The organism is Pseudomonas tohonis, assembly GCF_012767755.2.
Classification (GTDB): Bacteria; Pseudomonadota; Gammaproteobacteria; order Pseudomonadales; family Pseudomonadaceae; genus Metapseudomonas; species Metapseudomonas tohonis.
Genome location: NZ_AP023189.1, coordinates 1,029,935 through 1,053,265, shown reverse-complemented (window position 1 = coordinate 1,053,265; position 23,331 = coordinate 1,029,935). Strand labels below are relative to the sequence as shown.

The following is a 23,331-nucleotide window of genomic DNA, read 5'->3' as shown; positions in this document are numbered from 1 at the left end:
GTCATTTCGCTCCAGCCGATACAGGCCGCTGTGTTACACTGCGCCACCCCTTTTTGCCCCCGTGGCAGCCAACTGAGCCTCTAGCGGAGCCAGTTCCGATGTCCGATTCAGCCCCGTCCAAACCCGTCGCCAGTGGCGAGAAGTTCCGTAATGCCCAGGGCATCACGGCGATCAAGGATGGCCAGAAGCGCCGCGCCTCGGCCGAACCCCAGGTATTCGAACCCAAGCCCAGCTGGCTGCGGGTGAAGGCTCCCGGCGGCAGCCGTTTCGAGGCGGTCAAGCGCAACGTCGGCGAGCACCGCCTGAGCACCGTGTGCCAGGAATCCCATTGCCCGAACATGGGCGAGTGCTGGTCCAACGGCACCGCCACCATCATGTTGATGGGCTCGGTGTGCACCCGCGCCTGCCGCTTCTGCGCCGTGGACACCGGCAACCCCAATGGCTGGCTGGACCAGGAAGAGCCTCAGAACACCGCCAAGTCCGTCGAGCTGATGGCGTTGCGCTACATCGTGCTGACCTCGGTGGACCGCGACGACCTGGACGACGGCGGCGCCAGCCACTACGCGGCCTGCGTGCGCGCCATCAAGGAGCGCACCCCCCATGTGGTGGTGGAAGCCCTGACGCCCGACTTCGACGGTGATCTCCAGGCCATCGAGCGCGTGGTCGATTCGGGACTCGAGGTGTTCGCGCAGAACGTCGAGACGGTCAAGCGCCTGACCCACGAGGTACGCGACCCCCGCGCCGGCTACGAGAAGACCCTGAACGCCCTGGCGCACGCCAAGCGCCACCGCCCGTCGGTACTGACCAAGACCAGCCTGATGCTCGGCCTGGGCGAGACCGACGAGGAAGTCATCGAGGCCATGGACGACCTGCGCGCCATCGGCGTCGACATCCTGACCCTCGGCCAGTACCTGCAACCGACCCGCAACCACCTCAAGGTCCAGCGCTGGGTCAGCCCCGAGGAGTTCAACCGCTTCCGCGACATCGGCCTGGAGAAGGGCTTCATGGAAGTCGCCGCCGGCCCGCTGGTGCGCTCCAGCTACCGCGCCGACCGGGTGTTCGAGAAGAACAACCTGGGCCTCGCCGCACCGGTACCGGTGCCGGGCCAGCCCCAGGACACCAGCCTTATCCCCGCCCTCAACCTGGGCTGAGCGGCCACGGCAAGGCCGCCCCGGGAAACCGGGGCGGGTTGCGATGAAGGAAGGCCAGGCTTATGAAAAAGGCGCCCACCGGGCGCCTTTTTTGTACCCGTCTAGCGCGGGTACAGCCGCTCGCGCAGGATCCGCTCCAGGCGCTGCGCCACCTCGTCGAGGGGCGGCGCCGGCGCGACCAGCTCCTTGAGTTGCACCATCTTCAGGCCGGCGTAACCGCAGGGGTTGATGCGCTGGAAGGGCGACATGTCCATGTCCACGTTGAGCGCCAGGCCGTGGAAGGAACAGCCGCGGCTGACCCGCAGGCCCAGCGAGGCGATCTTGTCGCCCGCCACGTAGACCCCGGGCGCATCCGCCCTGGGCGCCGCCTCGATGCCGTAGCCGGCCAGCAGCTCGACCAGGCTCAGCTCCATGGTCGTCACCAGCTCGCGCACACCCAGGCCCAGGCGGCGCAGGTCGAGCATCAGGTAGCCCACCAGCTGGCCGGGACCGTGGTAGGTCACCTGGCCGCCACGATCGACCTGCACCACCGGGATATCGCCCGGTGCCAGCAGGTGCTCGGCCTTGCCGGCCTGCCCCTGGGTGAATACCCGGGGGTGCTGCAGCAGCCAGATTTCGTCGGGGGTGGTGTCGTCGCGCTCGGCGGTGAGCCGGCGCATCGCCTCCAGGGTCGGCAGGTATTCGGCCAACCCCAGGTGACGCACGATGAGCTCGGGCGCCACTAGAGCACCATGTGCACGCGGCCGGTAGCGCGCAGGTCGACGTGAATCGCCTGCAACTGGTCGACGCTGGTGGCGGTGATCAGTACCTGCACGGAGAGGAAGCGGCCGTTGCGGCTGTCGCGTGCCACCAGGGTGGTGACGTCGAGGTCCGGCGCATGGCGCTGGATGATCTCGACGACCAGGTCGGAGAAGCCCTCGCCGGCATCGCCGATCACCTTGATCGGGTAGCGCTCGCAGGGGAATTCGATTTTTGGGGCTTGTACGTCGGTTTCGTCGGTCATGGCGGCGGCGGACTCGTAGTCCGCGATGCGGACGCCCCGCCACCCGGGTGGGGTGCGGGGCGTCGGCTCAGTAGGTCGGTTGGTACGGCTCGGCTCAGTTGAACAGGCCGTAGAAGAACAGGCGGATGCTATCCCACAGGCGGCGGAAGAAGCCACCTTCTTCGACGGCCTCCAGGGCGACCAGGTCGGCGCTGTGCACCACCTTGTCGTCCAGCTTGACCTCGACCTTGCCGATCACGTCGCCCTGCTTGATGGGCGCGACCAGTTGCGGGGACAGGGTCATGGCGGCCTGCAGTTTCTGCAGCTGGCCCTTGGGCAGGGTCATGGTCAGGTCGCTGGCCAGGCCTGCCTTCACTTCGCGCGAAGCGCCCTTCCAGACCTGGGCTTTGGCCAGCTCGGCGCCCTTCTGGTAGAAGGTCTTGGTCTCGAAGAAACGGAAACCGTAGGTCAGCAGCTTCTGGGTCTCGGCGGCACGGGCCTGCTCGCTGTTGGTGCCGAACACCACGGCGATCAGGCGCTGGTTGTCACGCACGGCGGAGGCCACCAGGCAGAAGCCGGCTTCCTCGGTGTGGCCGGTCTTCAGGCCGTCCACGGTCTTGTCGCGCCACAGCAGCAGGTTGCGGTTGGGCTGCTTGATGTTGTTCCAGAAGAACTCCTTCTGCGAGTAGATGGCGTAGTGCGCCGGGTCCTCGTAGATGATCGCGCGGGCCAGGCGGGCCATGTCGTGCGCGGTGGAGTAGTGCTCCGGATTGGGCAGGCCGGTGGCGTTCATGAAGTGGCTGCCGGTCATGCCGAGCTTCTCGGCGGTGGTGTTCATCATGTCGGCGAAGGCGTCTTCGCTGCCGGCGATGTGCTCGGCCACGGCGACGCTGGCGTCGTTGCCGGACTGGATGATGATGCCGTGCAGCAGGTCGCTCAGGGACACCTGGGTGTTGACCTGGACGAACATGCGCGAACCGCCGGTGCGCCAGGCGTGCTCGCTGATGGTCACCGGGTCGTTCTCGCCGATCTGGCCCTTGCGGATTTCCAGGGTGGCGATGTACGCGGTCATCAGCTTGGTCAGGCTCGCGGGCGGCAGGCGCTCGTCACCGTTGTTCTCGACCAGGACCTGGCCACTGGCGGCATCCATCAGCACATAGGCCTTGGCAGCCAGTTGCGGCGGCGATGGGACGATCTGCTCGGCGGCCAGGGCGACCGGCGCGGCGATGAGCAGGGCTGCTGGCAGTAGAAGGCGTTTCGCAAAGCTGATGATGTTCATCCGTCTCTCTGAAGTTGCTAATGGTCTAACAGGCCCTCGCGGGCAAAGAACGAAGCCGTCAGTCCGGCTTCACCAGGGTCGGCTGGCCGAGGTTGGCCAGGCGAACGCTGTCCTGCAATTGCTGCGCTTCACCCTGCGTGTCGATCGGCCCCAGGCGCACCCGGTGCAGGATCTGCTGATTGCGCACGACCGAGCTGATGAATACCGGGGCACTCACCATCCCGCTCAGCTTGTCCTTGAGGAGCTCCGCAGCGTCCGGATTGGCGAATGCGCCCACCTGGAGATACAGGCCAGATGCTCCGAGTGAACCGTTTTTTTTTGCGTCGATCTGCACGGGCAGCACGGCGGCCGCGTGCTGCGCGGGCGGCGGGGTGTACTGCTCGACCGGAGCGCTGGCGACCTGAACGGGCGCGGGCGCCGGCTGGGGCTTGGCCACCTGCTGCGGCTGCGCCAGCACCATCGGCACCGGACGGCCCTGGGCGGCCCACCACTCGTTGGGGTCGATGCCCTCGACCTTGACCCGCGCGGTGCCGGTTTCGGCATAGCCGAGCTTCTTCGCGGCGGCGAAGGACAGGTCGATGATGCGGTCGGAGTAGAACGGGCCACGGTCGTTCACGCGCAGGATCACCGTGCGGCCGTTGTCCAGGTTGGTCACCTTGACGTAGCTCGGCAGCGGCAGGGTCTTGTGCGCAGCGGTCATGCCGTAGAGGTCGTAGGCCTCGCCGTTGGCGGTGGCCTGCCCATGGAACTTGGTGCCATACCAGGAAGCGGTGCCGGTGGCCTGGTAGCGGCGCGCATCGCTCATCGGGTAGTAGGTCTTGCCCAGCACCGTATAGGGGTTGGCCTTGATCGAGCCGTAGTGCGGCATCGGCACCGCGTCGGGGATCCGCGAGACGTCGACGTCCCACCAGGGCGCCCCGTCCTTGTGCGGACGCGAATAATCGCCAGGACCGGAGATCGGCCCGCCTTGTTGTACCGGCTGCGGGGAACGGCTGCTGGAGCAGCTGGCGAGCAGCAGCACCAAGGCACCGTAAGCTGCGAATCTGATCGGCATCTGCCGCATGTGTTAACGCCCGCCCCGCGCATTGACCAAGGATTCTGAAAGCTGATGCACCGCCATGGAATACATCACGCTGCGATTGTAGCGGGTGATCACGTAGAAGTTGGGCAGGCCCATCCAGTACTCCATGCCGTCCGCGCCATCCAGCCTGAAGGCCGTGACGGCGAGATCATCGCGCAAGGCATCCCCGCTTGCCCAGCCCAGGGCACGCAGTTCGCCGACATTCTTCACCGGGTCCAGGCCTTCGGTGAGGCCCTGCTCGGCATTCTCGCCACGCACCTGGGCGCGGCTGACCACCGGCTGGCCGGCTACCCAGCCATGACGCTTGAAGTAGCTGGCCACGCTGCCGATGGCGTCCACCGGGTTGGTCCAGATATCGATGTGGCCGTCACCGTCGAAGTCCACCGCATAGGCGCGGAAGCTGCTGGGCATGAACTGCGGCAGCCCCATGGCGCCGGCGTAGGAGCCCTTCAGGGTGAGCGGGTCGACCTGCTCTTCGCGCGCCAGCAGGAGGAACTCCTTCAACTGCTTGCGGAAGAATTCGGCACGCGGCGGGTAGTCGAAGCCCAGGGTCGACAGGGCATCGATCACCCGGTAGCTGCCGGTGTTGCCGCCATAGAAGGTCTCGACGCCGATGATCGCCACGATCACCTGGGCCGGCACGCCGTACTCCTTCTCGGCACGGGCCAGGGCGTCGGCGTGCTGGTTCCAGAAGGCCACGCCTTTCTGGATGCGCGCATCGGTGATGAAGATCGGGCGGTATTCCTTCCACGGCTTGACCCGTTCGGCCGGCCGCGAAATCGCATCGAGGATCGCCTGCTTGCGTTCAACCTCGCGGAACAGGCTGACCAGCTGCTCCCCGGCGAAGCCGTAGTCACGGGTCATCTCCGCGACGAACTCGGCGACCTGCGGGCTGCCTTCGTAGTCCCCCGCCAGGGCCGGCGCGGCGGCTCCCAGCACGCCGCCGAGACCCAGGGTCCCCCGCACCATCCAGCTGCGCAGTATTTTCAAATTATTCACTCGTATCAAACCTGGGCGATCCACTTGCGATGGGTATGGATGGCCATCAAAACCCCAAACCCTGACAGCAGCGTAACCAGCGAAGTTCCGCCGTAGCTAATGAAGGGAAGGGGCACTCCCACCACCGGCAGCAGGCCACTGACCATGCCGATGTTGACGAACACGTAGACGAAGAAGGTCATGGTCAGGCTGCCCGCCAGCAGCTTGCCGAACAGGGTCTGTGCCTGCGCGGTGATGACCAGGCCGCGGCCGATCAACAGCATGTAGACCAGCAGCAGGATGCACACGCCGACCAGGCCGAACTCTTCGCCGAGGACGGCAATGATAAAGTCCGTGTGGCTTTCGGGCAAAAAATCCAGGTGCGACTGGGTGCCCAGCAGCCAGCCCTTGCCGAACACCCCGCCCGAGCCGATCGCCGCCTTCGACTGGATGATGTTCCAGCCGGTGCCCAGCGGGTCGCTTTCCGGGTCGAGGAAGGTCAGCACCCGCTGCTTCTGGTAGTCGTGCATGACGAAGAACCACATCCCCACCGCGACCGGCACCACCGCCGTGACCGCGCCGAGTATCCAGCGCCACTGCAGCCCGGCCATGAACAGCACGAAGGCCCCCGAGGCGAGGATCAGCAGCGCGGTGCCGAGGTCCGGCTGGCGCACCACCAGGATGAAGGGCACCACGATCAGCGCCAGGCTCACCACCACATGCTTGAGCTTGGGGGGCAGCGTTCGCTTGGACAGGTACCAGGCGATGGTCGCCGGCATGAGGATCTTCATGAACTCCGCGGGCTGGAAGCGGATCACCCCCGGGATGTTGATCCAGCGCGTGGCGCCCATGGCGTTGTGGCCCATGATGTCGACCACGATCAGCAGCGACACGCCGCCGACGTAGCCCAGGGGCACCCAGCGGGCGAGGAAGCGTGGCTCGAACTGGGCGATGACCACCATCGCCACCAGCCCCAGGCCGAAGGACGACGCCTGCTTCATCAGCAGGTCCCAGTGCTTGCCGCTGGCCGAATAGAGGACGAACAGGCTGCCGGCGGCCAGCACCAGCAGGAGCAGCAGCAACTGGCCATCGATGTGCAGGCGCTGCAGCAGGCTGGCGCGGCGGCGCATCACGTCCTCGTTGGACAGGGTGCGGTCGAAGTTGCTGTTCATCGGCTCGGGCTCTTCTCGGCGGTCAGGGGCGCCTGCGGCGACTGGAACTCGGGCTTGAGCTGCCCATCGGGGCCCAGCAGCCAGGCATCCATCACCTGCTTGACCACGGGCGCGGCGACACCGGAGCCGGACTCACCGTTCTCCACCATCACCGCGACGGCGATCTTCGGGTTGTCGGCCGGGGCGAAGCCGATGAACAGCGCGTGGTCGCGGTGGCGCTCCTGGACCTTCGAGCGGTCGTACTTCTCGCCCTGCTTGATCGCCACCACCTGCGCGGTACCGGACTTGCCGGCGATGCGGTAGACCGAGGTATCGCCGACCTTGCGGGCGGTGCCCCGCGCGCCGTGCATCACCTGCTCCATGCCGGAGCGCGCGTAGTCCCAGAACTTCGGGTCGCGCAGCGTGATGTCCGGCATCGGGTTCGGATCTTCCGGCGGCTTGCCCTCGATGGTCTTGGCCAGGTGCGGGCGGATCCACTTGCCCCGGTTGGCCATCAGCGCGGTGGCCTGGGCCAGTTGCAGCGGCGTGGCCTGCATGTAGCCCTGGCCGATGCCGAGGATCAGGGTCTCGCCCGGGTACCAGGCCTGGCGGTAGCGGGCGCGCTTCCAGTCGCGCGACGGCATGAGCCCGGTGGTCTCCTCGAACATGTCCAGGGCCACCTTCTGGCCGAAGCCGAAGCGGCTCATGGAGGCATGCAGGCGGTCGATGCCCATCTTGTGGGCAAGGTCGTAGAAGTAGGTGTCGTTGGACCGCATGATCGCGGTCTCCAGGCTCACCCAGCCGTCCCCGGTGCGGTTCCAGTTGCGGTACTTGTGATCGTAATTGGGCAGTTGGTAGAAGCCCGGGTCGAACACCCGCGACTCGGGGGTGACCACGCCGGCTTCCAGCCCCGAGACCGCCACCATCGGCTTGACCGTCGACCCCGGCGGATAGAGCCCGCGCAGCACGCGGTTGTACAGCGGCCGGTCGATGGAGTCGCGCAGCTCGGCGTACTGCTTGAAGCTGATGCCGGTGACGAAGGGGTTGGGATCGAAGCTCGGCTGGCTGACCATCGCCAGCACATCGCCGCTGGACGGCTCGATGGCCACGATGGCGCCTCGGCGCCCGCCAAGGGCCGCTTCCGCCGCCTCCTGCAGGCGCGTATCGATGGTCAGCACCAGGTCCTTGCCCGGCTTCGGATCGGTGCGCTTGAGCACCCGCAGCACACGGCCACGGGCGTTGGTCTCGACTTCCTCGTAACCCACCTCGCCGTGCAGCGTGTCCTCGTAGAAGCGCTCGATGCCGGTCTTGCCGATGTGGTGGGTGCCGCTGTAGTTGATCGGGTCGAGCTCCTTGAGCTCCTTCTCGTTGATGCGCCCGACGTAGCCCACCGAATGGGCGAAGTGCGCGCCCTGCGGGTAGTGGCGCACCAGTTGCGCGACCACCTCCACACCCGGCAGGCGGAACTGGTTCACCGCCACGCGGGCGATCTGCTCCTCAGACAGCTCGAAGAGGATGGGCACCGGCTCGAACGGGCGACGCCCCTGCTTCATGCGCTTCTCGAACAGCGCGCGGTCATCCGGCGTCAACTGCAGCGCCTCGACGATCACATCCAGCGTCTGCTCCCAGTCGCCGGCGCGCTCACGCGTCACCGTCAGGCTGAAGCTCGGGCGGTTGTCGGCGATGATCAGCCCGTTGCGGTCGTAGATCAGGCCACGGGTCGGCGGGATCGGCTGGACGTGGACGCGGTTGTTCTCGGAAAGCGTCGAGTGGTACTCGTACTGGATCACCTGCAGGTAATAGAGGCGGGCGATCAGCACGCAGGTCAGCAACAGCACCAGCACCGCGCCGACGACGACGCGACGACGCACCAGGCGGGCGTCCTTCTCGTGGTCTTTCAGGCGGATCGGCTGCGGCATCGGTACGGCTTACTTGTGATAGGGGTGGCCGGACAGCACGGTCCAGGCTCGATAGATCTGTTCGCCCACCAGGATCCGCACCAGCGGGTGCGGCAGGGTCAGCGGCGACAGCGACCAGCGCTGTTCGCTGCGCGCGCAGACCTCCGGTGCCAGCCCTTCCGGGCCGCCGACCATGAGGTTCACGGTGCGCGCGTCGAGGCGCCAGCGGTCCAGCTCCACCGCCAGTTGCTCGGTGCTCCAGGCGCGGCCTTCGACTTCCAGGGTGACGATGCGTTCCCCGGGCTGCACCTTGGCCAGCATCGCTTCCCCTTCCTGGCGGATCATCCGCGCCACGTCGGCGTTCTTGCCGCGCGTGGTCAGGGGGATCTCCACCAGTTCCAGGGAAAGCTCGGAAGGCAGGCGCTTGGCGTACTCGTGCCAGCCCTCCTCCACCCAGCGGGGCATGCGCGAGCCGACGGCGATCAGACGCAGACGCAAGGCGGTGCTCCGTTATTCCTGGGGATGCTGGGCGCGGCTCTGCTCGGCACCCTGCCACAGGCGCTCGAGGTCGTAGAACTGGCGGGTGGCGACCTGCATCACGTGCACGACCACATCGCCCAGGTCCAGCAGGGCCCATTCGCCGCTGTCCAGGCCTTCGCTGCCCAGCGGGCGCTGGCCCTGTTCCTTGACCTTCTCCAGCACGTTGTCGGCGATCGACTTGACGTGGCGGCTGGAGGTGCCGCTGGCGATCACCATGAAGTCGGTGACGCTGGTCTTGCCGCGCACATCGATGGTGGTAATGTCCTGGGCCTTCATGTCTTCCAGGGCCGCGATGGCGACCTTGACCAGTTCTTCGTTTTGCATCGGTTCTTCTACCTCGATCAATCAGTTCGTCGCACGGTACAGGCCGTGCTCATGGATATAGGCCAGCACCGCGTCGGGTACGAGGAAGCGTACCGAGCGCCCGGTGGCCAGCAGCTGGCGGATCTGCGTGGCGGAAACCGCCAGCGGCGCCTGCCATACAAAGGAAATCTGTCCGCCCCGCCCGGCCAGGGCCAGGGGATCGGCGATGCTGCGCGCCGCCAGCAGGTCGCGCAGGGCTTCCGGTGGTTCACTGTCGGCGTCCGGCCGTTGCAGCACCAGGATGTGGCAGTGCTCCAGGAGCTCCTCCCAACGGTGCCAGCCCGGCAGGCCGCAGAAGGCATCCCAGCCCAGCAGCAGGTACAGCGAGTCGTCGGCGCCGAGTTCGGCGTGCAGCGACTCCAGGGTGTCGATGGTCCAGGACGGCCGGTCGCGCTTGAGCTCACGATCGTCCACCACCAGTGGCGGCAGGTCGGCCACCGCGCGCTGGACCATTTCCAGGCGATCGGCCGCGCTGACCTGCGGCGTCTCGCGGTGCGGCGGCCTGGCGCTGGGGATCAGGCGCAACTCGTCGAACCCCATCAGCTCGGCGACCTCCAGCGCACCACGCAAGTGGCCGATGTGCACAGGATCGAAGGTACCGCCGAACAGACCGATGCGTTTGCCCATCAGGTGCGCACGTGACCGTCGCCGAACACCACGTACTTCTCGCTGGTCAGGCCTTCCAGGCCGACCGGTCCACGGGCGTGCAGCTTGTCGGTGGAGATGCCGATCTCCGCGCCCAGGCCGTACTCGAAGCCATCGGCGAAGCGCGTCGAGGCGTTGACCATCACCGAGGCGGAATCCACTTCGGTGAGGAAACGACGGGCGTCGCTGAAGTTCTCGGTGATGATCGCGTCGGTGTGCTGCGAGCCGTAGGTATTGATGTGCTCGATCGCCTCATCCAGGCCCGCGACGATGCGGATCGACAGGATCGGCGCGTTGTACTCGGTGCGCCAGTCTTCCTCGGTCGCCTCCAGCACGTCGCCACCCAGCAGCGCGCGGGTGGCGGCGTCGCCACGCAGTTCCACCTGCTTGTCGCGGTAGATGGCGGCCAGCGGCGGCAGCACGCGCTCGGCGATGCCGGCATGCACCAGCAGCGTCTCCATGGTGTTGCAGGGCGCGTAGCGCTGGGTCTTGGCGTTGTCGGCGACGCGGATCGCCTTGTCCAGGTCGGCGGCGATGTCGATGTAGACATGGCAGATGCCGTCCAGGTGCTTGATCACCGGCACCTTGGCCTCGCGGCTGATGCGCTCGATCAGGCCCTTGCCGCCGCGCGGGACTATCACGTCGACGAACTCCGGCATGCTGATCAGCGCGCCCACGGCGGCGCGGTCGGTGGTTTCGACGACCTGCACCAGCTCGGCCGGCAGGCCGGCGTCGGCCAGGCCCTTCTGGATGCAGGCGGCGATGGCCTGGTTGGAATGGATGGCCTCGGAGCCGCCACGCAGGATGGTGGCGTTGCCGGACTTCAGGCACAGGCTGGCGGCGTCTATGGTCACGTTCGGGCGCGACTCGTAGATGATGCCGATCACGCCCAGCGGCACGCGCATCTTGCCCACCTGGATGCCCGAAGGCAGGTAGCGCATGTCGCGGATCTCGCCGATCGGGTCCGGCAGGGTGGCCACCTGGCGCAGGCCCTCGATCATGTCGTCGATGCGTGCCGGGGTGAGCGCCAGGCGATCCAGCATGGCTGGCTCCAGGCCATTGGCCCGGCCATTGGCCAGGTCCTGCTCGTTGGCGGCGGACAGCTCGGCGCGGGCGGCGTCCAGTGCATCGGCGGCGGCCAGCAGGGCGCGGTTCTTCTGCGCGGTGCTGGCACGGGCGGCCACGCGCGAGGCGGCGCGCGCGGCGCGGCCCAGGCGGGTCATGTAATCGAGAACGGACTCGGTCATGGTCTCGGCGGTCTGGCAGTTGGGAAAAGTGGGCGATTATAGCCCGCGCGCCCCGCCACGCCCAGCGGCGCCGGGCGGATGGTAGACAGCACGTCCCGCGGTGCCGGCGCGGCACCGCCACAGCCGCCAGGGCCCGCGCTTGCAGGGGATACGGTGACACCCGGCGGAAAATACTGGCCTTGTGCCGCCCGAAGGTTGGGTAAACAAAATCGTCACCGATGTTTACCTTGAGCTCGTGCCACCGCGCCCCGACTCGCGGCGAGAACAACAAGAAGGCGCCCGAGCGCCGGAGGATCGCCATGCACTATCGCACCGGATACAGCGCAGACCTGCTCGCCTCGCCCCCCGAGAGGCTCCACATAGGCCCCTGGTGCCTGCACTACCAGGCCTGGTCCCGCCACCCCGACGACACCCGCCCGCCCGTGCTCATGCTCGGCGGAGCGTTCCAGAGCTTCCGCTCCTTCGCCGCCGAGGTGGAAGAGCTGCTGGACGAACACCCGGTCATCCTCCTCGACCTGCCCGGCCAGGGCGGCAACCTGCAGCTGGCCCCGGAACTGGGGCTGGAGCAGCTCGCCGACCTGATCGCCGACTTCGCCGAGGAACTGGCCCTCCCGCCCCTGATGCCCATCGGCCTGTCCTACGGCTCGGCCCTGGCCGCGCTGTTCGCCAGCCGCCACCCGCAGCGTTGCGAGCGCCTGCTGCTGGCCGGCATCACCGCCTTCGGCCGGGACGGTGCCCGCGCGCTGCTGGAGGAAGGCCTGCTGATGCTCGCCGAAGGCAACCTCGCGGCCTTCGCCCAGGGTGTGCTGATCGGCCTGATCAACCCCCTGCGCCTGGACGCCACCGGCATCTCCCCGGGCTTTCGCAAGGCCATGCTGCGCCAGTTGCAGCGCCTGTCGCCGGTGGAGCAGGAGCGCTACCGGCAGAACAGCCGGCGCCTGCTGGACTTCGGCGGCTTCACCCGGCACCCGGATTGCCCGACCCTGGTGCTGGCCGGCGAATACGATCACTTCACCCAACCCTGGGAGCACGCACAATTCGCCGCCGCCTGCGCCGACGCCGACTGCGCACTCATCGAGCACGGCGACCACCTGGCCCAGTTCGAACGCCGCGACGCCTGCTCGCGCCTCTACGTCCCCTTCTTCGAGGGCCGCCCACTGCCGCAGCTGGCCCCCGGCTCCACCCGCCTCGCGCGCGGCATGCTCGGCAGCCTGGAAAAACGCCAGGAACCCCGGCTCGCCCCGCGGGACCGCAACGGCCGCCTGTTCCACCCGCAACTGGGCGAACTGGCCGTGGAGATCAGCGAGCTGGGCTTCTTCGGCGGCCGGCTGCATGGCGACCTGCCGACGGACCTGCCCGCGCGGGGCTGGCGCCTGCGCGCCGGCGAACTGCCGGACCTGGAGCTGCTGCCGCTGCGTCGCCAGGGCGATGCGCTGTCGCTGGTCTTCACCCATGTCGATGCCGACGCCAGCGCCGCCCTCGCCGCTCAGGTCGGCCCCTGGCAGATGGCGGCGGCAGCGGCCTGAAAGCTGGAAGCTGGAAGCTGGAAGCCAGGAGTCTGCTTGAAGCTTCTGGCTTCTGGCTTGTTACTTGTGGCTTGTGGCTTGCCACTTGTCACCTGTCACTTTTCAGATGGAGGCTTCGACGACGCGGACCAGCGTGGGCCACCGCCCCATGCGCAGGCCCAGCTCGGCGCCGTCCACCTGCGGGTCCAGCACCTGCACCCGGGGGAAGCCGCAGCGGTTGAAGCCATCGATGATGGCGGCGCTGTCGCGGTAGTGCAGCGGGTAGTTGCCGCGGGTGAAGCGCCCCACCAGGTCCACGCCCCAGCGCAGCTGGCGGTAGCGCGGATGCTCGCGCAGGTCGGGATAGAGGTCGGTGAGGTAGGTGGCGGCGGGAAAGGCGCGCAACTGGTCGGCCAGGCGACGCCAGAAGTCCTCGATCACCGGTAGTTCGAAGTAGTTCACCAGCCCCTCGGTGATCACCACCACCGGTCGCTGCCGGTCCAGCCCGGCGAACAGGGCCTCCAGCCCCTGCCCGCCCTCACTGGCGAGGATGTCCACCGCGCGCACCTGGTGGCGGCTGTTGAGCCAGCCCTCGCTGTGCAGCAGCAGGCGCTTGCGCGCGGCCATGGGCGGCAGGTCGGCCTCCAGGTAGCGCAGCTCCGGGTAGCGCTCGCAGAAGCGCCGGCCCCGGGGCGACAGGCCGCAGGCGATCTCCACCACCTGCGGCGTGCCGTTGCCGATGGCCGCGTCGAGGCGGGCGTCGATCAGCAAATGGCGTTGCAGCAGGAAACTCTCGATGTCCAGGCCGAAGCCCACTCGCGCGCCCCAGGTGATGGGGCTGAGCAGGCCATGCACCCAGCGCCCGAAAGAAGTGGCGAACGCCGGGTCGGCCAGGTGGTGGCGGTACCAGACGTAGCCGGTGTAGTGGGCGCTGGGCGTGATGTGGGCGCTGTCGGCCCGGGCGGCTCTGGACATGGCAGGACTCTTTATTGTTTTTCTTGGTATTTCCCATCCAGCCGTTCAGCTGCCGGCCGGCGAGGCTTACGTATAATCGCCAGCCTAAGCCGCCGAGGACGCCCAAGACAGCCCATGCCGACCGTTCCCACCCTAAGTTTGCCCTGGCCGGGCGCCCGCCCGCTGGGCGATGGATTCTTCGATCGTGACGCTCAACTGCTGGCCCGCGAACTGCTCGGCAAGGTGATCCGCCACCGGGTCGGCGAGCACTGGCTGTCGGCCCGCATCATCGAGACGGAAGCCTATTACTGCGCCGAGAAAGGCAGCCACGCCTCCCTTGGCTACACCGAGAAACGCCGGGCGCTGTTCCTCGATGGTGGCCACATCTATATGTACTACGCACGCGGCGGCGACTCGCTGAACTTCAGCGCCCAGGGCCCCGGCAACGCCGTGCTCATCAAGTCCGCCTACCCCTGGCAGGACGCGATCTGCGGCCCCGAGGCGCTGCTCGCCATGCAGCGCAACAACCCCGATGCCAACGGTATCCCCCGCCCGCCGGAGCGCCTCTGCGCCGGCCAGACCCTGCTGTGCAAGGCGCTCGCCCTGCGCGTGAAGGAGTGGGACGCGCAGCGCTTCGACCTGGCGCGACTGTTCGTCGAGGACGTTGGCGAGCGCCCCGGGCAGATCATCCAGACCACCCGCCTCGGCATACCCCGTGGCCGCGACGAGCACCTGCCCTACCGCTTCGTCGACGCCGGCTACGCCCGCCACTGCACGCGCAACCCTTTGCGGCGCGGGCAGGTCCAAGGGCAGCACTATCACCTGATCGAAGGAACGACCCCATGAGCGAATGGCTCGACGCCGTCACCACCTGGCTCGGCGCCCATCCCCAGTGGCTGGGCCTGGCCATCTTCATCATCGCCTGCGTCGAATGCCTGGCCATCGCCGGGATCATCGTGCCCGGCACCGTGCTGCTGTTCGCCGTGGCCGCCATGGCCGGCAGCGGCGCGCTGGGGCTCTGGGAAACGCTGCTGCTAGGCTACTTCGGCGGCCTGCTGGGCGATGCCATTTCCTATGGGCTGGGCCGCCGTTTCCACCAGAACATCCGCCGCCTGCCGGGCCTGCGCCACCACCCGGAATGGCTGGCGGGGGCGGAGAGCTACTTCAACCGCTACGGCGTCGCCAGCCTGCTGGTGGGCCGCTACATCGGCCCGCTGCGACCGATGCTGCCCATGGTCGCCGGCATGCTCGACATGCCGCTGCCGCGCTTCATCGCCGTGAGCCTGGTCGCTGCGGCGGGCTGGTCGGTGGCCTACCTGCTGCCCGGCTGGGCCACCGGCGCCGCCTTCCGCCTGCCGTTGCCGGAAGGCTTCTGGAAGGAAGCCGCCGTGGTGGTGGTCGCGGTGCTGGGGATGCTGCTGCTGATCCTCCAGGGCAGCCTGCGCGAGAAGCGTTGGGCGACGCCCCTGGCCGCCGGCCTCAGCCTGGTACTGCTGGCGGGGCTGTTCTTCGGCTGGTCGTACCTGCACGACTTCGACCAGGGCCTGATGGCACTGGTGCAGGAGCAGCGCAACGACACCCTCGACAGCTTCATGGTGCTGGTCACCCGCCTCGGCGACTTCCGCACCCAGCTGATCGTCGGCGCCCTGCTCACCGGCGTGCTGCTGGTGGCCCGGCAATGGCGCCACGCGGTGTTCGCCGGCGCCACCCTGCTATGCACCGCACTGGCCAACGGCGGCCTCAAGCAACTCTTCGCCCGCGCCCGCCCCGAGGTGCTGGCCGAGCCGCTGGGCACCTTCAGCTTCCCCAGCGGCCACAGCTCGGCGGCCTTCGCCTTCTTCCTCGTGCTCGGTGTACTGGCCGGGCGCTCGCAACCCGCGCGCATGCGCCTGACCTGGCTGCTGCTGGCGTGCCTGCCGGCGCTGGCGATCGCCCTGTCGCGGGTCTACCTGGGGGTGCACTGGCCCACCGACATCCTCGCCGGCGCCCTGCTGGCCGGCTGCATCTGCGCCGCCTGGCTGGCCATCCTGCAGCGTGACCAGCCGATGCCGGCGATGAGCGCGCGGGTCTGGTGGCTGGTGCTGCCGGCCTGCATCGCGCTGCTCGGCGGCATCGCCACCTGGGCGCTGCCCGAAGCCCTGGCCATGTACCGCTACAAGTGACCGGGAGCCGGTAGCCCGGGCTTCAGCCCGGGAAAGGAGAGGCGGGGCGGCTCAGGCGATCATGTCGCCCTGCAGCTTGTCCAGCAGCCCCTGCAGGTGGCTCAGGCGCTGCTCGGGGTCGCCCAGCGTGAGCAGCTCCAGCTTCTCCTTGAGGGAAAACGGCAGCAGGTAGGACAACTGGTTGGCCAGCTCCTGCTGCCCATTGGACAGCCCGCCCATGCCCAGCCCCTGCACCAGCGGGTGCTCGGCCAGGGCGTTGAGCAACGCGGCGAGGTCGGCGTGCTCGGGCAGCAGCGGGCGCTCCTCGGCCTCGTCCAGCCATTGGACGTCGGCGACCGTGAGCTGGTCCGGCCGGACTTCCGCGCGGGTCACCCTGAAGCGGCGCCCGCCTTCCACGCGGATACCCAGCAGGCTGTTGGGCAGTTGCTGGAAATCACGGATGACCGCCTCGCAACCCGTGCCGGCGAAACGGCTCGCCGCCTCGCCCACCTCCTCGCCCTCGAGGATGCAGACCACGCCGAAACCGGTGCCCTGCTTCATGCAGCGGCCGATCATGTCCAGGTAGCGCGCCTCGAACAGCTGCAGGTCGAGCGCGCAGCCGGGGAAGAGCACGGTATTGAGCGGAAACAGCGGCAGATTCATCGACACGACCTCATACGACCATCGCAACGGCCAGCGGCAACAGCACCGCGGTGGCCACACCCATCAGGCTCATCGCCAGCGCCGCGAAGGCGCCGCATTCCTCGCCCTCCTGCAACGCCCGCGCAGTCCCCACGGCGTGAGCGGTGATGCCCAGCGCCATGCCCTGTGCCGCCGGATGGCGCACACCGATACGACGCAGCAGCTCCGGCCCCAGGGTCGCGCCGATGACGCCGGTGATCAGCACGAACACCGCCGCCAGCGCCGCCACCCCGCCGATCTGCTCGGCCACCAGCATGGCGATGGGCGAGGTCACCGACTTCGGCGCCATGGTCATCAGCATCATGTGCTCGGCACCGAAGGCCCAGGCCAGGCCCACACCCATAACCGTAGCAACCAGGCCACCGATGAACAGGGTGATCAGCGTCGGCCAGAACAACTGGCGGATGCGCTTGAGGTTGAGGAACAGCGGCACCGCCAGCGCTACGGTGGCCGGCCCGAGCAGCAATGTCAGCAGCGTGGTGCTCTGACGGTACTCCTCGTAGCCGATGCCCAGGGGCACCAGCACCGCGATCACCAGGGCCATGGACACCAGCACCGGCTGCAGGAACATCAGGCGGGTCTTCTCGTACAGGGAGATGGACAGCTGGTAGGCCGCCAGCGTCAGGCCGACGCCGAACAGCGGATGGTGGGCGATGGCCTGCCAGGCCCCGTGCCAGTCGATGCTCATGGGCGATCCTCCTGGCGAGCCTTGCGGTCGATCAGGTGCTGCATCAGCCAGCCCACGAACAGCATCGAGAAGAACACCGACAGCGCCAGCGCGCCGACCACCGCCCAGAAGTCGGCCCAGATCGCCTGGGCATACACCATCACTCCCACCGCCGGCGGCACCAGCAGCAACGGCAGGTAGCGCAGCAGGCTGCTGGAGGCCACCGACAGCGGCTCGCCCACCTCGCCACGGGCGACGAGGAACAGGAACAGCAGCACCAGGCCGATGATGGGCCCGGGCAGCATGTGCAGGAAAAGGGCGTTGATCCCGGTGCCGAGCAACTGGAACAGCACCAGCCAGGTCAGGCCGCGCAAAAGCATGAAAATCTCCGGATAGGTCAGGTAAGCCCTGGACGAGACGCGTGCAAGGCCCGCTGCAGAGCGGTCGTTGCCAGGATCGCGCCATTATAGGCCCGCTCGCCACCCTCGCTATAACCCGCCATTCGCAGGGGCCATGCCTGCTTGACCCCCGCCCCGTGCCCATGCTGATCTAGACGGCGATGAATCCAGGGTCGGCCAAAGACCCGGCAAGAAGAACAACAAACCACGTCCACGGAGGATGAAGCATGCCGTTCGTACCTGTATCCGAACTGAAGAACTACATAGGCAAGGACCTGGGCCACTCCGAGTGGCTGACCATCGACCAGCAACGCATCAACCAGTTCGCCGAATGCACCGGCGACCACCAGTTCATCCATGTCGACCCGGAGAAGGCCAAGCACACGCCCTTCGGCACCACCATCGCCCACGGTTTCCTCACCCTGTCGCTGATCCCGGTCCTCACCGAAGGCCTGCTGGTACTGCCCGAAGGCATGAAGATGGGCATCAACTACGGCCTGGACAGCGTGCGCTTCATCCAGCCGGTGAAGGTGGACTCCCGCGTCCGCCTGGCGCTCACCATCATGGACGTCACCGAAAAGAACCCCGGCCAGTGGCTGATCAAGGCCCGCGCCACCCTGGAGATCGAAGGCCAGGCCAAGCCTGCCTACATCGCCGAATCCCTGAGCCTCTGCTTCGTCTGAAACAACGCCGGCGGCCCGCCGCCGGCCTCTCTCCCGCCACTCGCCTCGGCAGCACCGCGTTCGCTAGAATGCCGCCCGCCACTCGGCACCCTCTTCTCTCGACAAGGACAGTTTCATGACCGAAAAACGCATCCTCCCGGCCTTCCTGCTGTGCTTCTTCCTGGGCACCTTCGGCGCGCACCGCTTCTACGCCGGCAAGATCGGCACCGCCATCCTGCAGATCCTCACCCTCGGCGGCCTGGGCATCTGGACCCTGATCGACTTCATCATGATCATCGTCGGCGCCTTCACCGACAAACAGGGCAACAAGATCACCCAGTGGACCTGAGCCACGGTACGGATGAAAAGAAAAGCCCGCGATAGCGGGCTTTTTTACGCCACACTTGCAACAGCCGTATCCACCCTCAAGGGACTGTCGATGAAACCGCTGCTGCCCCTCGCGCTCGCCCTGCTCCTCTCGGCCTGCGGAGACGGAGAACCCCTCACCCCGCCGGACGCCCGCCTGCCCGATGGTTCGCGCTACCGAGGCGCCGTGGTCGACGGCCTGCTGCAAGGCCCGGGGCGCCTGGACTACAGCAACGGCACCTGGTTCGAAGGCCAGTTCAAGGACGGCCAGCCCAACGGCCATGGCACCTGGCACGCGCCCAATGGCGTCGACTACCAGGGCGAGTTCCGCAACGGCCTGTTCGAAGGCAATGGCCGCCTCACCTACAGCGACGGCACCTCCTACGACGGCGCATTCAAGGCCAACCAGTTCAGCGGCGAAGGCACGCTCAGCCGGGAAGGCATGGTCTACAGCGGCACCTTCCGCGACGACCGCTACCACGGCCAGGGCAAGCTCGAACTGCCCGATGGCAGCAGCTACCAGGGCCAGTTCAAGCGCGGCGAGCAGACCGGTCGGGGCGTACGCACCGACGCCGACGGCTCGCGCTATTCCGGACCTTTCAAACAGGGCCAGCTCGAGGGCGAAGGCGACTACCAGGGCGCCGACGGCGGCTTCTACAGCGGCGGGTTCAAGAACGGCCTGTTCGATGGCAAGGGCCGCTACCAGAACGCCGAAGGCTCGGTGTGGAGCGGTGAGTTCAAGGGCGGCGCCCTGACCGGCAAGGGTGAGTACAAGGGCGCGGATGGCGAGCGCTACGTCGGCGCCTTCCGCAACTGGCGCTACCAGGGCGAAGGCACCCTGACCCTCGCCGATGGCAGCCGCTACCAGGGCGGCTTCGCAGGCGGCCGCTACAGTGGCGAAGGCACCCTCGCCCTGGCCGACGGTGGCCAGGAAAAAGGCACCTGGCGCGGCGGCCGGCGCGTGCGTGACGAAGCCGGCAAGGCACTGCCCAACCCGCTGGAAGTCGGCCTGCTGGAACAGGGCCGCCTGCTCGACGCCGCCATCGATGCGCTGCCCGCCTCCACCCCGGCGGTGGAGCTGTACTCCCTGAGCCTGGGGGGCGACGGCCGCCAGGGCGTGTTCCTGCGCGAGGCCGACTACGTCGCCAACCTGCTCGACCAGCGCTTCGGCGCCCATGGCCACATCACCCTGATCAACCACCGCGACCACATGGCCGACCGTCCTATGGCCACCCGCGAGAGCCTGTCCCGGGCGATCCAGGGCATCGCCCGGCGCAGCGGCCCGGAGGACCTGGTGTTCATCTACCTCACCAGCCACGGCTCCGCCGACCATCAGTTGGCCCTCGAACAACCCGGCCTGCAGCTCGCCGACCTGCCCGCCAGCGAGCTGGCCTCGGTGCTGGCCCCGCTGAAGGATCGCCACAAGGTGGTGGTGATCTCCGCCTGCTATTCCGGCGGTTTCATCCCCGCGCTCAAGGACGACAAGACCCTGGTGATGACCGCCGCGCGTGCCGACCGGGTGTCCTTCGGCTGCTCCGACGACAACGAGTTCACCTACTTCGGACGCGCGCTGCTGGCCGACGCGCTGAACCAGACCGACGACCTGGAACATGCTTTCGAACTCGCCCGCAGCGAGGTTGCCGAATGGGAGAAGGCCGACGGCTTCGAACCGTCCGAACCACAGATCTGGGCCCCCAAGCCGGTGCTCGCCCACTGGAGCAAGCTGCGCGCCGGGCAGGCCCGGCAAGCGCTCGCCGCACAACCTGCAACGGCCGCCGGCAAAACCGCCGCCAGCCACTAAGCTCAAGCTGTAACAGCGGAGAAACAGCATGCATCTGACGCCCCAGCACATCCTGCTCGCCGGCGCCACGGGCCTGACCGGTGAACACCTGCTCGACCGACTGCTCAACGAACCCACGGTGGAGCGGGTGCTCGCACCGACCCGTCGCCCCCTGGCCGACCACCCACGCCTGGACAACCCGGTGGGCGAGCTCGCCGCGCTCCTGCCGCACCTCCAGGGGCCGGTGGATACCGCCTTCTGCTGCCTCGGCAGCACCATCCGCCAGGCCGGCTCCCAGGAAGCCTTCCGCGCCGTCGACCTCGACCTGGTGCTCGCCGTCGGCGCCCGCGCCCGCGAGCTCGGTGCCCGTCACTACCTGGTGATCAGCGCACTGGGCGCGGACGCCAATTCCTCGGTGTTCTACAACCGCACCAAGGGCGAGATGGAGGAAGCGCTCAAGGCCCAGGACTGGCCGCAGCTGACCCTGGTGCGCCCGTCCCTGCTGCTCGGCCCGCGCAGCGAATTCCGCCTCGGCGAACGCCTGGCCGCGCCCTTCATGCGCTGGCTGCCGGGCAAGTACCGCGGCATCGGCGCCTGCACCCTGGCCCGCGCACTGTGGCGCCTGGCCCTGGAGACCGACCAGGGCACGCGTGTCGTGGAGTCGGACGAACTGCGCCGCCTGGGCCGCTGACCCCCGGGCGGGAATCCTCCCGCCATTGGCCGAAATCCCCGCGCCACGCGGGGATGCCCCTGCTACCTTGGACGCCTCGCCACCACCACGGGCCGCCGCCATGGGTTTCTACGATCGCCACGTCCTGCCCCGCCTGATCGACTACGCCTGCGGCATGGGCGAGGTGATGAAGACCCGCTCGAAGATCGTGCCCCAAGCCGAAGGCCGGGTGCTGGAGATCGGCATCGGCACCGGTCTCAACCTCGGCTTCTACGACCCGGCCAGGGTGCAGGTGGTGATCGGCGTCGACCCCGCCGCGCAGATGCAGGCCCTGGCCCGCCAGCGCGCCGCCGCCATCGCCATTCCGGTGGAAACCATCGCCCTGGAGCTGGGCGAGATCCAGGCCGGCGATGCCAGCTTCGACAGCATCGTCTGCACCTTCACCCTCTGCACCATCCCCGACGCCGCCGCGGCATTGAAAGAGATGCGCCGCGTGCTCAAGCCCGGCGGTCGCCTGCTGTTCGCCGAACACGGCCTGGCCCCGGACGCACCGGTGGTGCGCTGGCAGCACCGCCTCACACCCCTGTGGAAGCCGCTGGCCGGCGGCTGCCACCTCAACCGCGACATCCCGCGCCTGATCGAAGCCGGCGGCTTCGCCATCCGCGAACTGCACACCGGCTACCTGCAGGGCCCGCGCCCGATGACCTTCGTCTATCGCGGCTGGGCGGATTGACCAGAGCCCCCGCAACCGGGTTAGCCTTGGCCGCTTGAAAGCCAGCCCGGAACCGCCCCATGCGTACCCTCACCTCGCTCACCGGCAACAGCCAGAAACTCGACGGCGGCGCCATGTTCGGCAACGCCCCGCGCGCCCTCTGGGAACGCTGGATGCAGCCGGACGCGCAAAACCGCATCGACCTCGGCTGCCGCGCGCTGCTGGTGCAGGAAGACGAGCGCAACATCCTCGTCGAGACCGGCATCGGCGCCTTCTTCTCGCCCGAACTCAAGCGCCGTTTCGGCGTGCAGGAAGACCGCCACGTGCTGCTCGACAGCCTCGCCGAGGCCGGCCTGTCCGATGCCGACATCGACATCGTGCTGCTCACCCACCTGCACTTCGACCACGCCGGCGGCCTGCTCGCCGCCTGGGAAGAAGGCCAGCCCGCACGCCTGCTGTTCCCCAACGCGCGCTTCGTCACCGGCCGCCGCCAGTGGCAGCGCGCCTGCAACCCGCACCCGCGCGACCGCGCCTCCTACATCCCGGAAATGCTCGAACTGCTGGAGGCCAGCGGCCGCCTGGTGCTGATCGACGAGCAGCCCGGCGCCGAGATCCTAGGCCCGGACTGGCGCCTGCACTGGAGCGACGGCCATACGCCCGGCCAACTCCTGCCGGAGATCGCCATGCCCGACGGCCCGGTGGTGTTCAGCGGCGACCTGATTCCCGGCGCGCCCTGGGTGCACCTGCCCATCACCATGGGCTACGACCGCTTCCCCGAAGGCCTGATCGAAGAGAAGGAAGCCCTGCTCGCCAGCCTGCTGGAACGCAATGGCCGGCTGCTCTTCACCCACGACCCGGACGTCGCCATGGGCCGCGTGACCCGCGACGACAAGGGCCGCTATGGCCTCGACGACAGCCTCGCCGCCGTGCACCAGCTGGCCGCCTGAGCCGACAGGAAACCAAGGAGCCTTCATGAGCCTCGAATCCGTTCGCGCCTTCCTCGCCGAGAAGGCTCCCGAACTCACCATCATCGAACTGGAAACCAGCACCGCCACCGTCGCCCTCGCCGCCGAGGCCCACGGTGTCGAACCGGGGCGCATCGCCAAGACCCTGGCCTTCCGCGTCGGCGAGCAGAACCTGCTGGTAGTGGCACGGGGCGATGCGCGCATCGACAACCGCAAGTTCAAGGAAGCCTTCGGCGCCAAGGCCAAGATGCTCGACGCCGAGACCGTGCAGGCACTGACCAGCCACCCCGTCGGCGGCGTCTGCCCCTTCGGCCTGGCGACCCCGCTGCCGGTCTATTGCGACCTGTCGCTGCAGGCCTTCGACGAAGTGGTCCCCGCCGCCGGCGCCATCCACAGCGCCGTGCGCATCGCCCCGCAGCACATGGCCGAACTGGTCGCCGCGCAATGGGTGGACGTCTGCCAGGAACCGGCTTGACGCCCACCGCTCATATGTA

At 68.0% G+C, this 23,331-nt stretch carries 26 protein-coding genes; 11 read left to right on the top strand and 15 right to left on the bottom strand.

Translation table 11 applies throughout. The annotated features are described in order from the left end of the window. The first annotated feature begins 98 nt into the window (after window positions 1-98). Window positions 99-1,151 carry a lipoyl synthase gene (gene lipA, locus HSX14_RS04890; RefSeq protein ID WP_173178482.1) on the top strand — a complete coding sequence of 351 codons (1,053 nt, stop codon included), beginning with the start codon at window positions 99-101 and terminating at the stop codon, window positions 1,149-1,151. Window positions 1,152-1,252: 101 nt separating this feature from the next. On the opposite strand, the gene lipB is transcribed toward lipA, so the two are convergent. The 11 genes from lipB to HSX14_RS04835 form a co-directional block, all read right to left on the bottom strand. Continuing rightward, a complete protein-coding gene (gene lipB, locus HSX14_RS04885) occupies window positions 1,253-1,873 on the bottom strand; it encodes a lipoyl(octanoyl) transferase LipB (RefSeq protein WP_173178481.1) in 621 nt (206 codons plus the stop codon). Then, entirely contained in the window at window positions 1,873-2,154 is a 282-nt protein-coding gene (locus HSX14_RS04880) for a DUF493 domain-containing protein (protein ID WP_111261509.1), read from the bottom strand. The genes lipB and HSX14_RS04880 overlap by 1 nt, the downstream gene beginning before the upstream one ends. Window positions 2,155-2,248: 94 nt before the next feature. Beyond that, on the bottom strand, window positions 2,249-3,412 hold the full coding sequence (locus tag HSX14_RS04875; RefSeq protein ID WP_173178480.1) for a D-alanyl-D-alanine carboxypeptidase family protein: 1,164 nt from the start codon (window positions 3,410-3,412) through the stop codon (window positions 2,249-2,251). Window positions 3,413-3,470: 58 nt separating this feature from the next. After that, window positions 3,471-4,466, bottom strand: coding sequence for a septal ring lytic transglycosylase RlpA family protein (locus tag HSX14_RS04870; RefSeq protein ID WP_371921689.1), 996 nt, complete (start codon window positions 4,464-4,466; stop codon window positions 3,471-3,473). 12 nt (window positions 4,467-4,478) lie between these two features. Next, the gene (mltB, locus tag HSX14_RS04865; protein ID WP_173178479.1) at window positions 4,479-5,483 is read right to left on the bottom strand and encodes a lytic murein transglycosylase B; all 1,005 of its coding nucleotides are present in this window, start codon (window positions 5,481-5,483) and stop codon (window positions 4,479-4,481) included. A gap of 14 nt (window positions 5,484-5,497) precedes the next feature. Beyond that, window positions 5,498-6,601, bottom strand: a complete 1,104-nt coding sequence (gene rodA, locus HSX14_RS04860) for a rod shape-determining protein RodA (RefSeq protein WP_173178514.1) — start codon at window positions 6,599-6,601, stop codon at window positions 5,498-5,500. Window positions 6,602-6,639: 38 nt separating this feature from the next. Beyond that, on the bottom strand, window positions 6,640-8,541 hold the full coding sequence (gene mrdA / locus HSX14_RS04855) for a penicillin-binding protein 2 (protein ID WP_173178478.1): 1,902 nt from the start codon (window positions 8,539-8,541) through the stop codon (window positions 6,640-6,642). 9 nt (window positions 8,542-8,550) lie between these two features. Beyond that, window positions 8,551-9,018, bottom strand: a complete 468-nt coding sequence (gene rlmH / locus HSX14_RS04850; RefSeq protein ID WP_173178477.1) for a 23S rRNA (pseudouridine(1915)-N(3))-methyltransferase RlmH — start codon at window positions 9,016-9,018, stop codon at window positions 8,551-8,553. A 12-nt stretch (window positions 9,019-9,030) separates the two neighbouring features. After that, window positions 9,031-9,384 carry a ribosome silencing factor gene (rsfS, locus tag HSX14_RS04845; protein ID WP_111261536.1) on the bottom strand — a complete coding sequence of 118 codons (354 nt, stop codon included), beginning with the start codon at window positions 9,382-9,384 and terminating at the stop codon, window positions 9,031-9,033. A gap of 21 nt (window positions 9,385-9,405) precedes the next feature. Continuing rightward, window positions 9,406-10,050 (bottom strand): nicotinate-nucleotide adenylyltransferase, encoded by a 645-nt coding sequence (nadD, locus tag HSX14_RS04840; RefSeq protein WP_111261516.1) that lies wholly within the window; start codon window positions 10,048-10,050, stop codon window positions 9,406-9,408. Then, window positions 10,050-11,315, bottom strand: coding sequence for a glutamate-5-semialdehyde dehydrogenase (locus HSX14_RS04835; RefSeq protein WP_173178476.1), 1,266 nt, complete (start codon window positions 11,313-11,315; stop codon window positions 10,050-10,052). The genes nadD and HSX14_RS04835 overlap by 1 nt, the downstream gene beginning before the upstream one ends. 299 nt (window positions 11,316-11,614) lie before the next feature. Between HSX14_RS04835 and HSX14_RS04830 the strand changes: the two genes are divergently transcribed. Then, window positions 11,615-12,841 carry an alpha/beta fold hydrolase gene (locus HSX14_RS04830; protein WP_173178475.1) on the top strand — a complete coding sequence of 409 codons (1,227 nt, stop codon included), beginning with the start codon at window positions 11,615-11,617 and terminating at the stop codon, window positions 12,839-12,841. Between the two features lie 102 nt (window positions 12,842-12,943). Here HSX14_RS04830 and HSX14_RS04825 read toward each other — a convergent pair whose 3' ends face one another. Then, complete coding sequence (locus tag HSX14_RS04825) at window positions 12,944-13,795, bottom strand: class I SAM-dependent methyltransferase (protein WP_173178474.1); 852 nt, start codon at window positions 13,793-13,795, stop codon at window positions 12,944-12,946. A gap of 114 nt (window positions 13,796-13,909) precedes the next feature. Between HSX14_RS04825 and HSX14_RS04820 the strand changes: the two genes are divergently transcribed. Both HSX14_RS04820 and HSX14_RS04815 read left to right on the top strand, forming a co-directional pair. Continuing rightward, window positions 13,910-14,620, top strand: coding sequence for a DNA-3-methyladenine glycosylase (locus HSX14_RS04820; protein WP_173178473.1), 711 nt, complete (start codon window positions 13,910-13,912; stop codon window positions 14,618-14,620). After that, window positions 14,617-15,936, top strand: coding sequence for a bifunctional DedA family/phosphatase PAP2 family protein (locus tag HSX14_RS04815; RefSeq protein ID WP_173178472.1), 1,320 nt, complete (start codon window positions 14,617-14,619; stop codon window positions 15,934-15,936). Before HSX14_RS04820 ends, HSX14_RS04815 begins: the two co-directional genes overlap by 4 nt. Before the next feature lie 51 nt (window positions 15,937-15,987). Here the strand turns inward: HSX14_RS04815 and HSX14_RS04810 are convergent, their stop codons facing one another. The 3 genes from HSX14_RS04810 to HSX14_RS04800 are packed head-to-tail and all read right to left on the bottom strand — an operon-like array spanning window position 15,988 to window position 17,664. Then, the gene (locus HSX14_RS04810; RefSeq protein WP_173178471.1) at window positions 15,988-16,578 is read right to left on the bottom strand and encodes an LON peptidase substrate-binding domain-containing protein; all 591 of its coding nucleotides are present in this window, start codon (window positions 16,576-16,578) and stop codon (window positions 15,988-15,990) included. A 10-nt stretch (window positions 16,579-16,588) separates the two neighbouring features. Next, window positions 16,589-17,299: an LrgB family protein gene (locus HSX14_RS04805; protein WP_173178513.1), complete on the bottom strand. Its 711-nt coding sequence runs from the start codon at window positions 17,297-17,299 to the stop codon at window positions 16,589-16,591. A gap of 2 nt (window positions 17,300-17,301) precedes the next feature. Further along, window positions 17,302-17,664, bottom strand: a complete 363-nt coding sequence (locus tag HSX14_RS04800; RefSeq protein WP_111261523.1) for a CidA/LrgA family protein — start codon at window positions 17,662-17,664, stop codon at window positions 17,302-17,304. A 245-nt stretch (window positions 17,665-17,909) separates the two neighbouring features. Between HSX14_RS04800 and HSX14_RS04795 the strand changes: the two genes are divergently transcribed. The 7 genes from HSX14_RS04795 to HSX14_RS04765 all read left to right on the top strand — a co-directional run bounded on the left by HSX14_RS04795 (window position 17,910) and on the right by HSX14_RS04765 (window position 23,312). Continuing rightward, window positions 17,910-18,365, top strand: a complete 456-nt coding sequence (locus tag HSX14_RS04795) for a MaoC family dehydratase (protein ID WP_111261524.1) — start codon at window positions 17,910-17,912, stop codon at window positions 18,363-18,365. Between the two features lie 115 nt (window positions 18,366-18,480). Beyond that, window positions 18,481-18,693, top strand: a complete 213-nt coding sequence (locus tag HSX14_RS31530) for a TM2 domain-containing protein (protein WP_021221502.1) — start codon at window positions 18,481-18,483, stop codon at window positions 18,691-18,693. Window positions 18,694-18,783: 90 nt separating this feature from the next. Then, on the top strand, window positions 18,784-20,511 hold the full coding sequence (locus HSX14_RS04785) for a C13 family peptidase (RefSeq protein ID WP_173178470.1): 1,728 nt from the start codon (window positions 18,784-18,786) through the stop codon (window positions 20,509-20,511). Window positions 20,512-20,539: 28 nt separating this feature from the next. Continuing rightward, window positions 20,540-21,181: an oxidoreductase gene (locus HSX14_RS04780; RefSeq protein WP_173178469.1), complete on the top strand. Its 642-nt coding sequence runs from the start codon at window positions 20,540-20,542 to the stop codon at window positions 21,179-21,181. A 100-nt stretch (window positions 21,182-21,281) separates the two neighbouring features. Next, on the top strand, window positions 21,282-21,893 hold the full coding sequence (locus tag HSX14_RS04775) for a class I SAM-dependent methyltransferase (protein WP_173178468.1): 612 nt from the start codon (window positions 21,282-21,284) through the stop codon (window positions 21,891-21,893). 59 nt (window positions 21,894-21,952) lie between these two features. After that, entirely contained in the window at window positions 21,953-22,819 is an 867-nt protein-coding gene (locus tag HSX14_RS04770; protein WP_173178467.1) for an MBL fold metallo-hydrolase, read from the top strand. 25 nt (window positions 22,820-22,844) lie between these two features. Beyond that, window positions 22,845-23,312 carry a YbaK/EbsC family protein gene (locus tag HSX14_RS04765; RefSeq protein ID WP_173178466.1) on the top strand — a complete coding sequence of 156 codons (468 nt, stop codon included), beginning with the start codon at window positions 22,845-22,847 and terminating at the stop codon, window positions 23,310-23,312. Window positions 23,313-23,331 lie beyond the last annotated feature (19 nt).

Coding starts and splice junctions, on each gene's coding strand:
- HSX14_RS04825 (WP_173178474.1), bottom strand. CDS start 13,795: ATGTCCAGAGCCGCCCGGGCCGACAGCGCCCACATCACGCCCAGCGCC.
- HSX14_RS04780 (WP_173178469.1), top strand. CDS start 20,540: ATGCATCTGACGCCCCAGCACATCCTGCTCGCCGGCGCCACGGGCCTG.
- rodA (WP_173178514.1), bottom strand. CDS start 6,601: ATGCGCCGCCGCGCCAGCCTGCTGCAGCGCCTGCACATCGATGGCCAG.
- HSX14_RS04835 (WP_173178476.1), bottom strand. CDS start 11,315: ATGACCGAGTCCGTTCTCGATTACATGACCCGCCTGGGCCGCGCCGCG.
- HSX14_RS04765 (WP_173178466.1), top strand. CDS start 22,845: ATGAGCCTCGAATCCGTTCGCGCCTTCCTCGCCGAGAAGGCTCCCGAA.
- HSX14_RS04880 (WP_111261509.1), bottom strand. CDS start 2,154: ATGACCGACGAAACCGACGTACAAGCCCCAAAAATCGAATTCCCCTGC.
- HSX14_RS04870 (WP_371921689.1), bottom strand. CDS start 4,466: ATGCCGATCAGATTCGCAGCTTACGGTGCCTTGGTGCTGCTGCTCGCC.
- rsfS (WP_111261536.1), bottom strand. CDS start 9,384: ATGCAAAACGAAGAACTGGTCAAGGTCGCCATCGCGGCCCTGGAAGAC.
- HSX14_RS04830 (WP_173178475.1), top strand. CDS start 11,615: ATGCACTATCGCACCGGATACAGCGCAGACCTGCTCGCCTCGCCCCCC.
- lipA (WP_173178482.1), top strand. CDS start 99: ATGTCCGATTCAGCCCCGTCCAAACCCGTCGCCAGTGGCGAGAAGTTC.
- HSX14_RS31530 (WP_021221502.1), top strand. CDS start 18,481: ATGACCGAAAAACGCATCCTCCCGGCCTTCCTGCTGTGCTTCTTCCTG.
- HSX14_RS04775 (WP_173178468.1), top strand. CDS start 21,282: ATGGGTTTCTACGATCGCCACGTCCTGCCCCGCCTGATCGACTACGCC.
- HSX14_RS04785 (WP_173178470.1), top strand. CDS start 18,784: ATGAAACCGCTGCTGCCCCTCGCGCTCGCCCTGCTCCTCTCGGCCTGC.
- HSX14_RS04795 (WP_111261524.1), top strand. CDS start 17,910: ATGCCGTTCGTACCTGTATCCGAACTGAAGAACTACATAGGCAAGGAC.
- HSX14_RS04815 (WP_173178472.1), top strand. CDS start 14,617: ATGAGCGAATGGCTCGACGCCGTCACCACCTGGCTCGGCGCCCATCCC.
- nadD (WP_111261516.1), bottom strand. CDS start 10,050: ATGGGCAAACGCATCGGTCTGTTCGGCGGTACCTTCGATCCTGTGCAC.
- HSX14_RS04820 (WP_173178473.1), top strand. CDS start 13,910: ATGCCGACCGTTCCCACCCTAAGTTTGCCCTGGCCGGGCGCCCGCCCG.
- HSX14_RS04875 (WP_173178480.1), bottom strand. CDS start 3,412: ATGAACATCATCAGCTTTGCGAAACGCCTTCTACTGCCAGCAGCCCTG.
- HSX14_RS04810 (WP_173178471.1), bottom strand. CDS start 16,578: ATGAATCTGCCGCTGTTTCCGCTCAATACCGTGCTCTTCCCCGGCTGC.
- HSX14_RS04770 (WP_173178467.1), top strand. CDS start 21,953: ATGCGTACCCTCACCTCGCTCACCGGCAACAGCCAGAAACTCGACGGC.
- mrdA (WP_173178478.1), bottom strand. CDS start 8,541: ATGCCGCAGCCGATCCGCCTGAAAGACCACGAGAAGGACGCCCGCCTG.
- HSX14_RS04800 (WP_111261523.1), bottom strand. CDS start 17,664: ATGCTTTTGCGCGGCCTGACCTGGCTGGTGCTGTTCCAGTTGCTCGGC.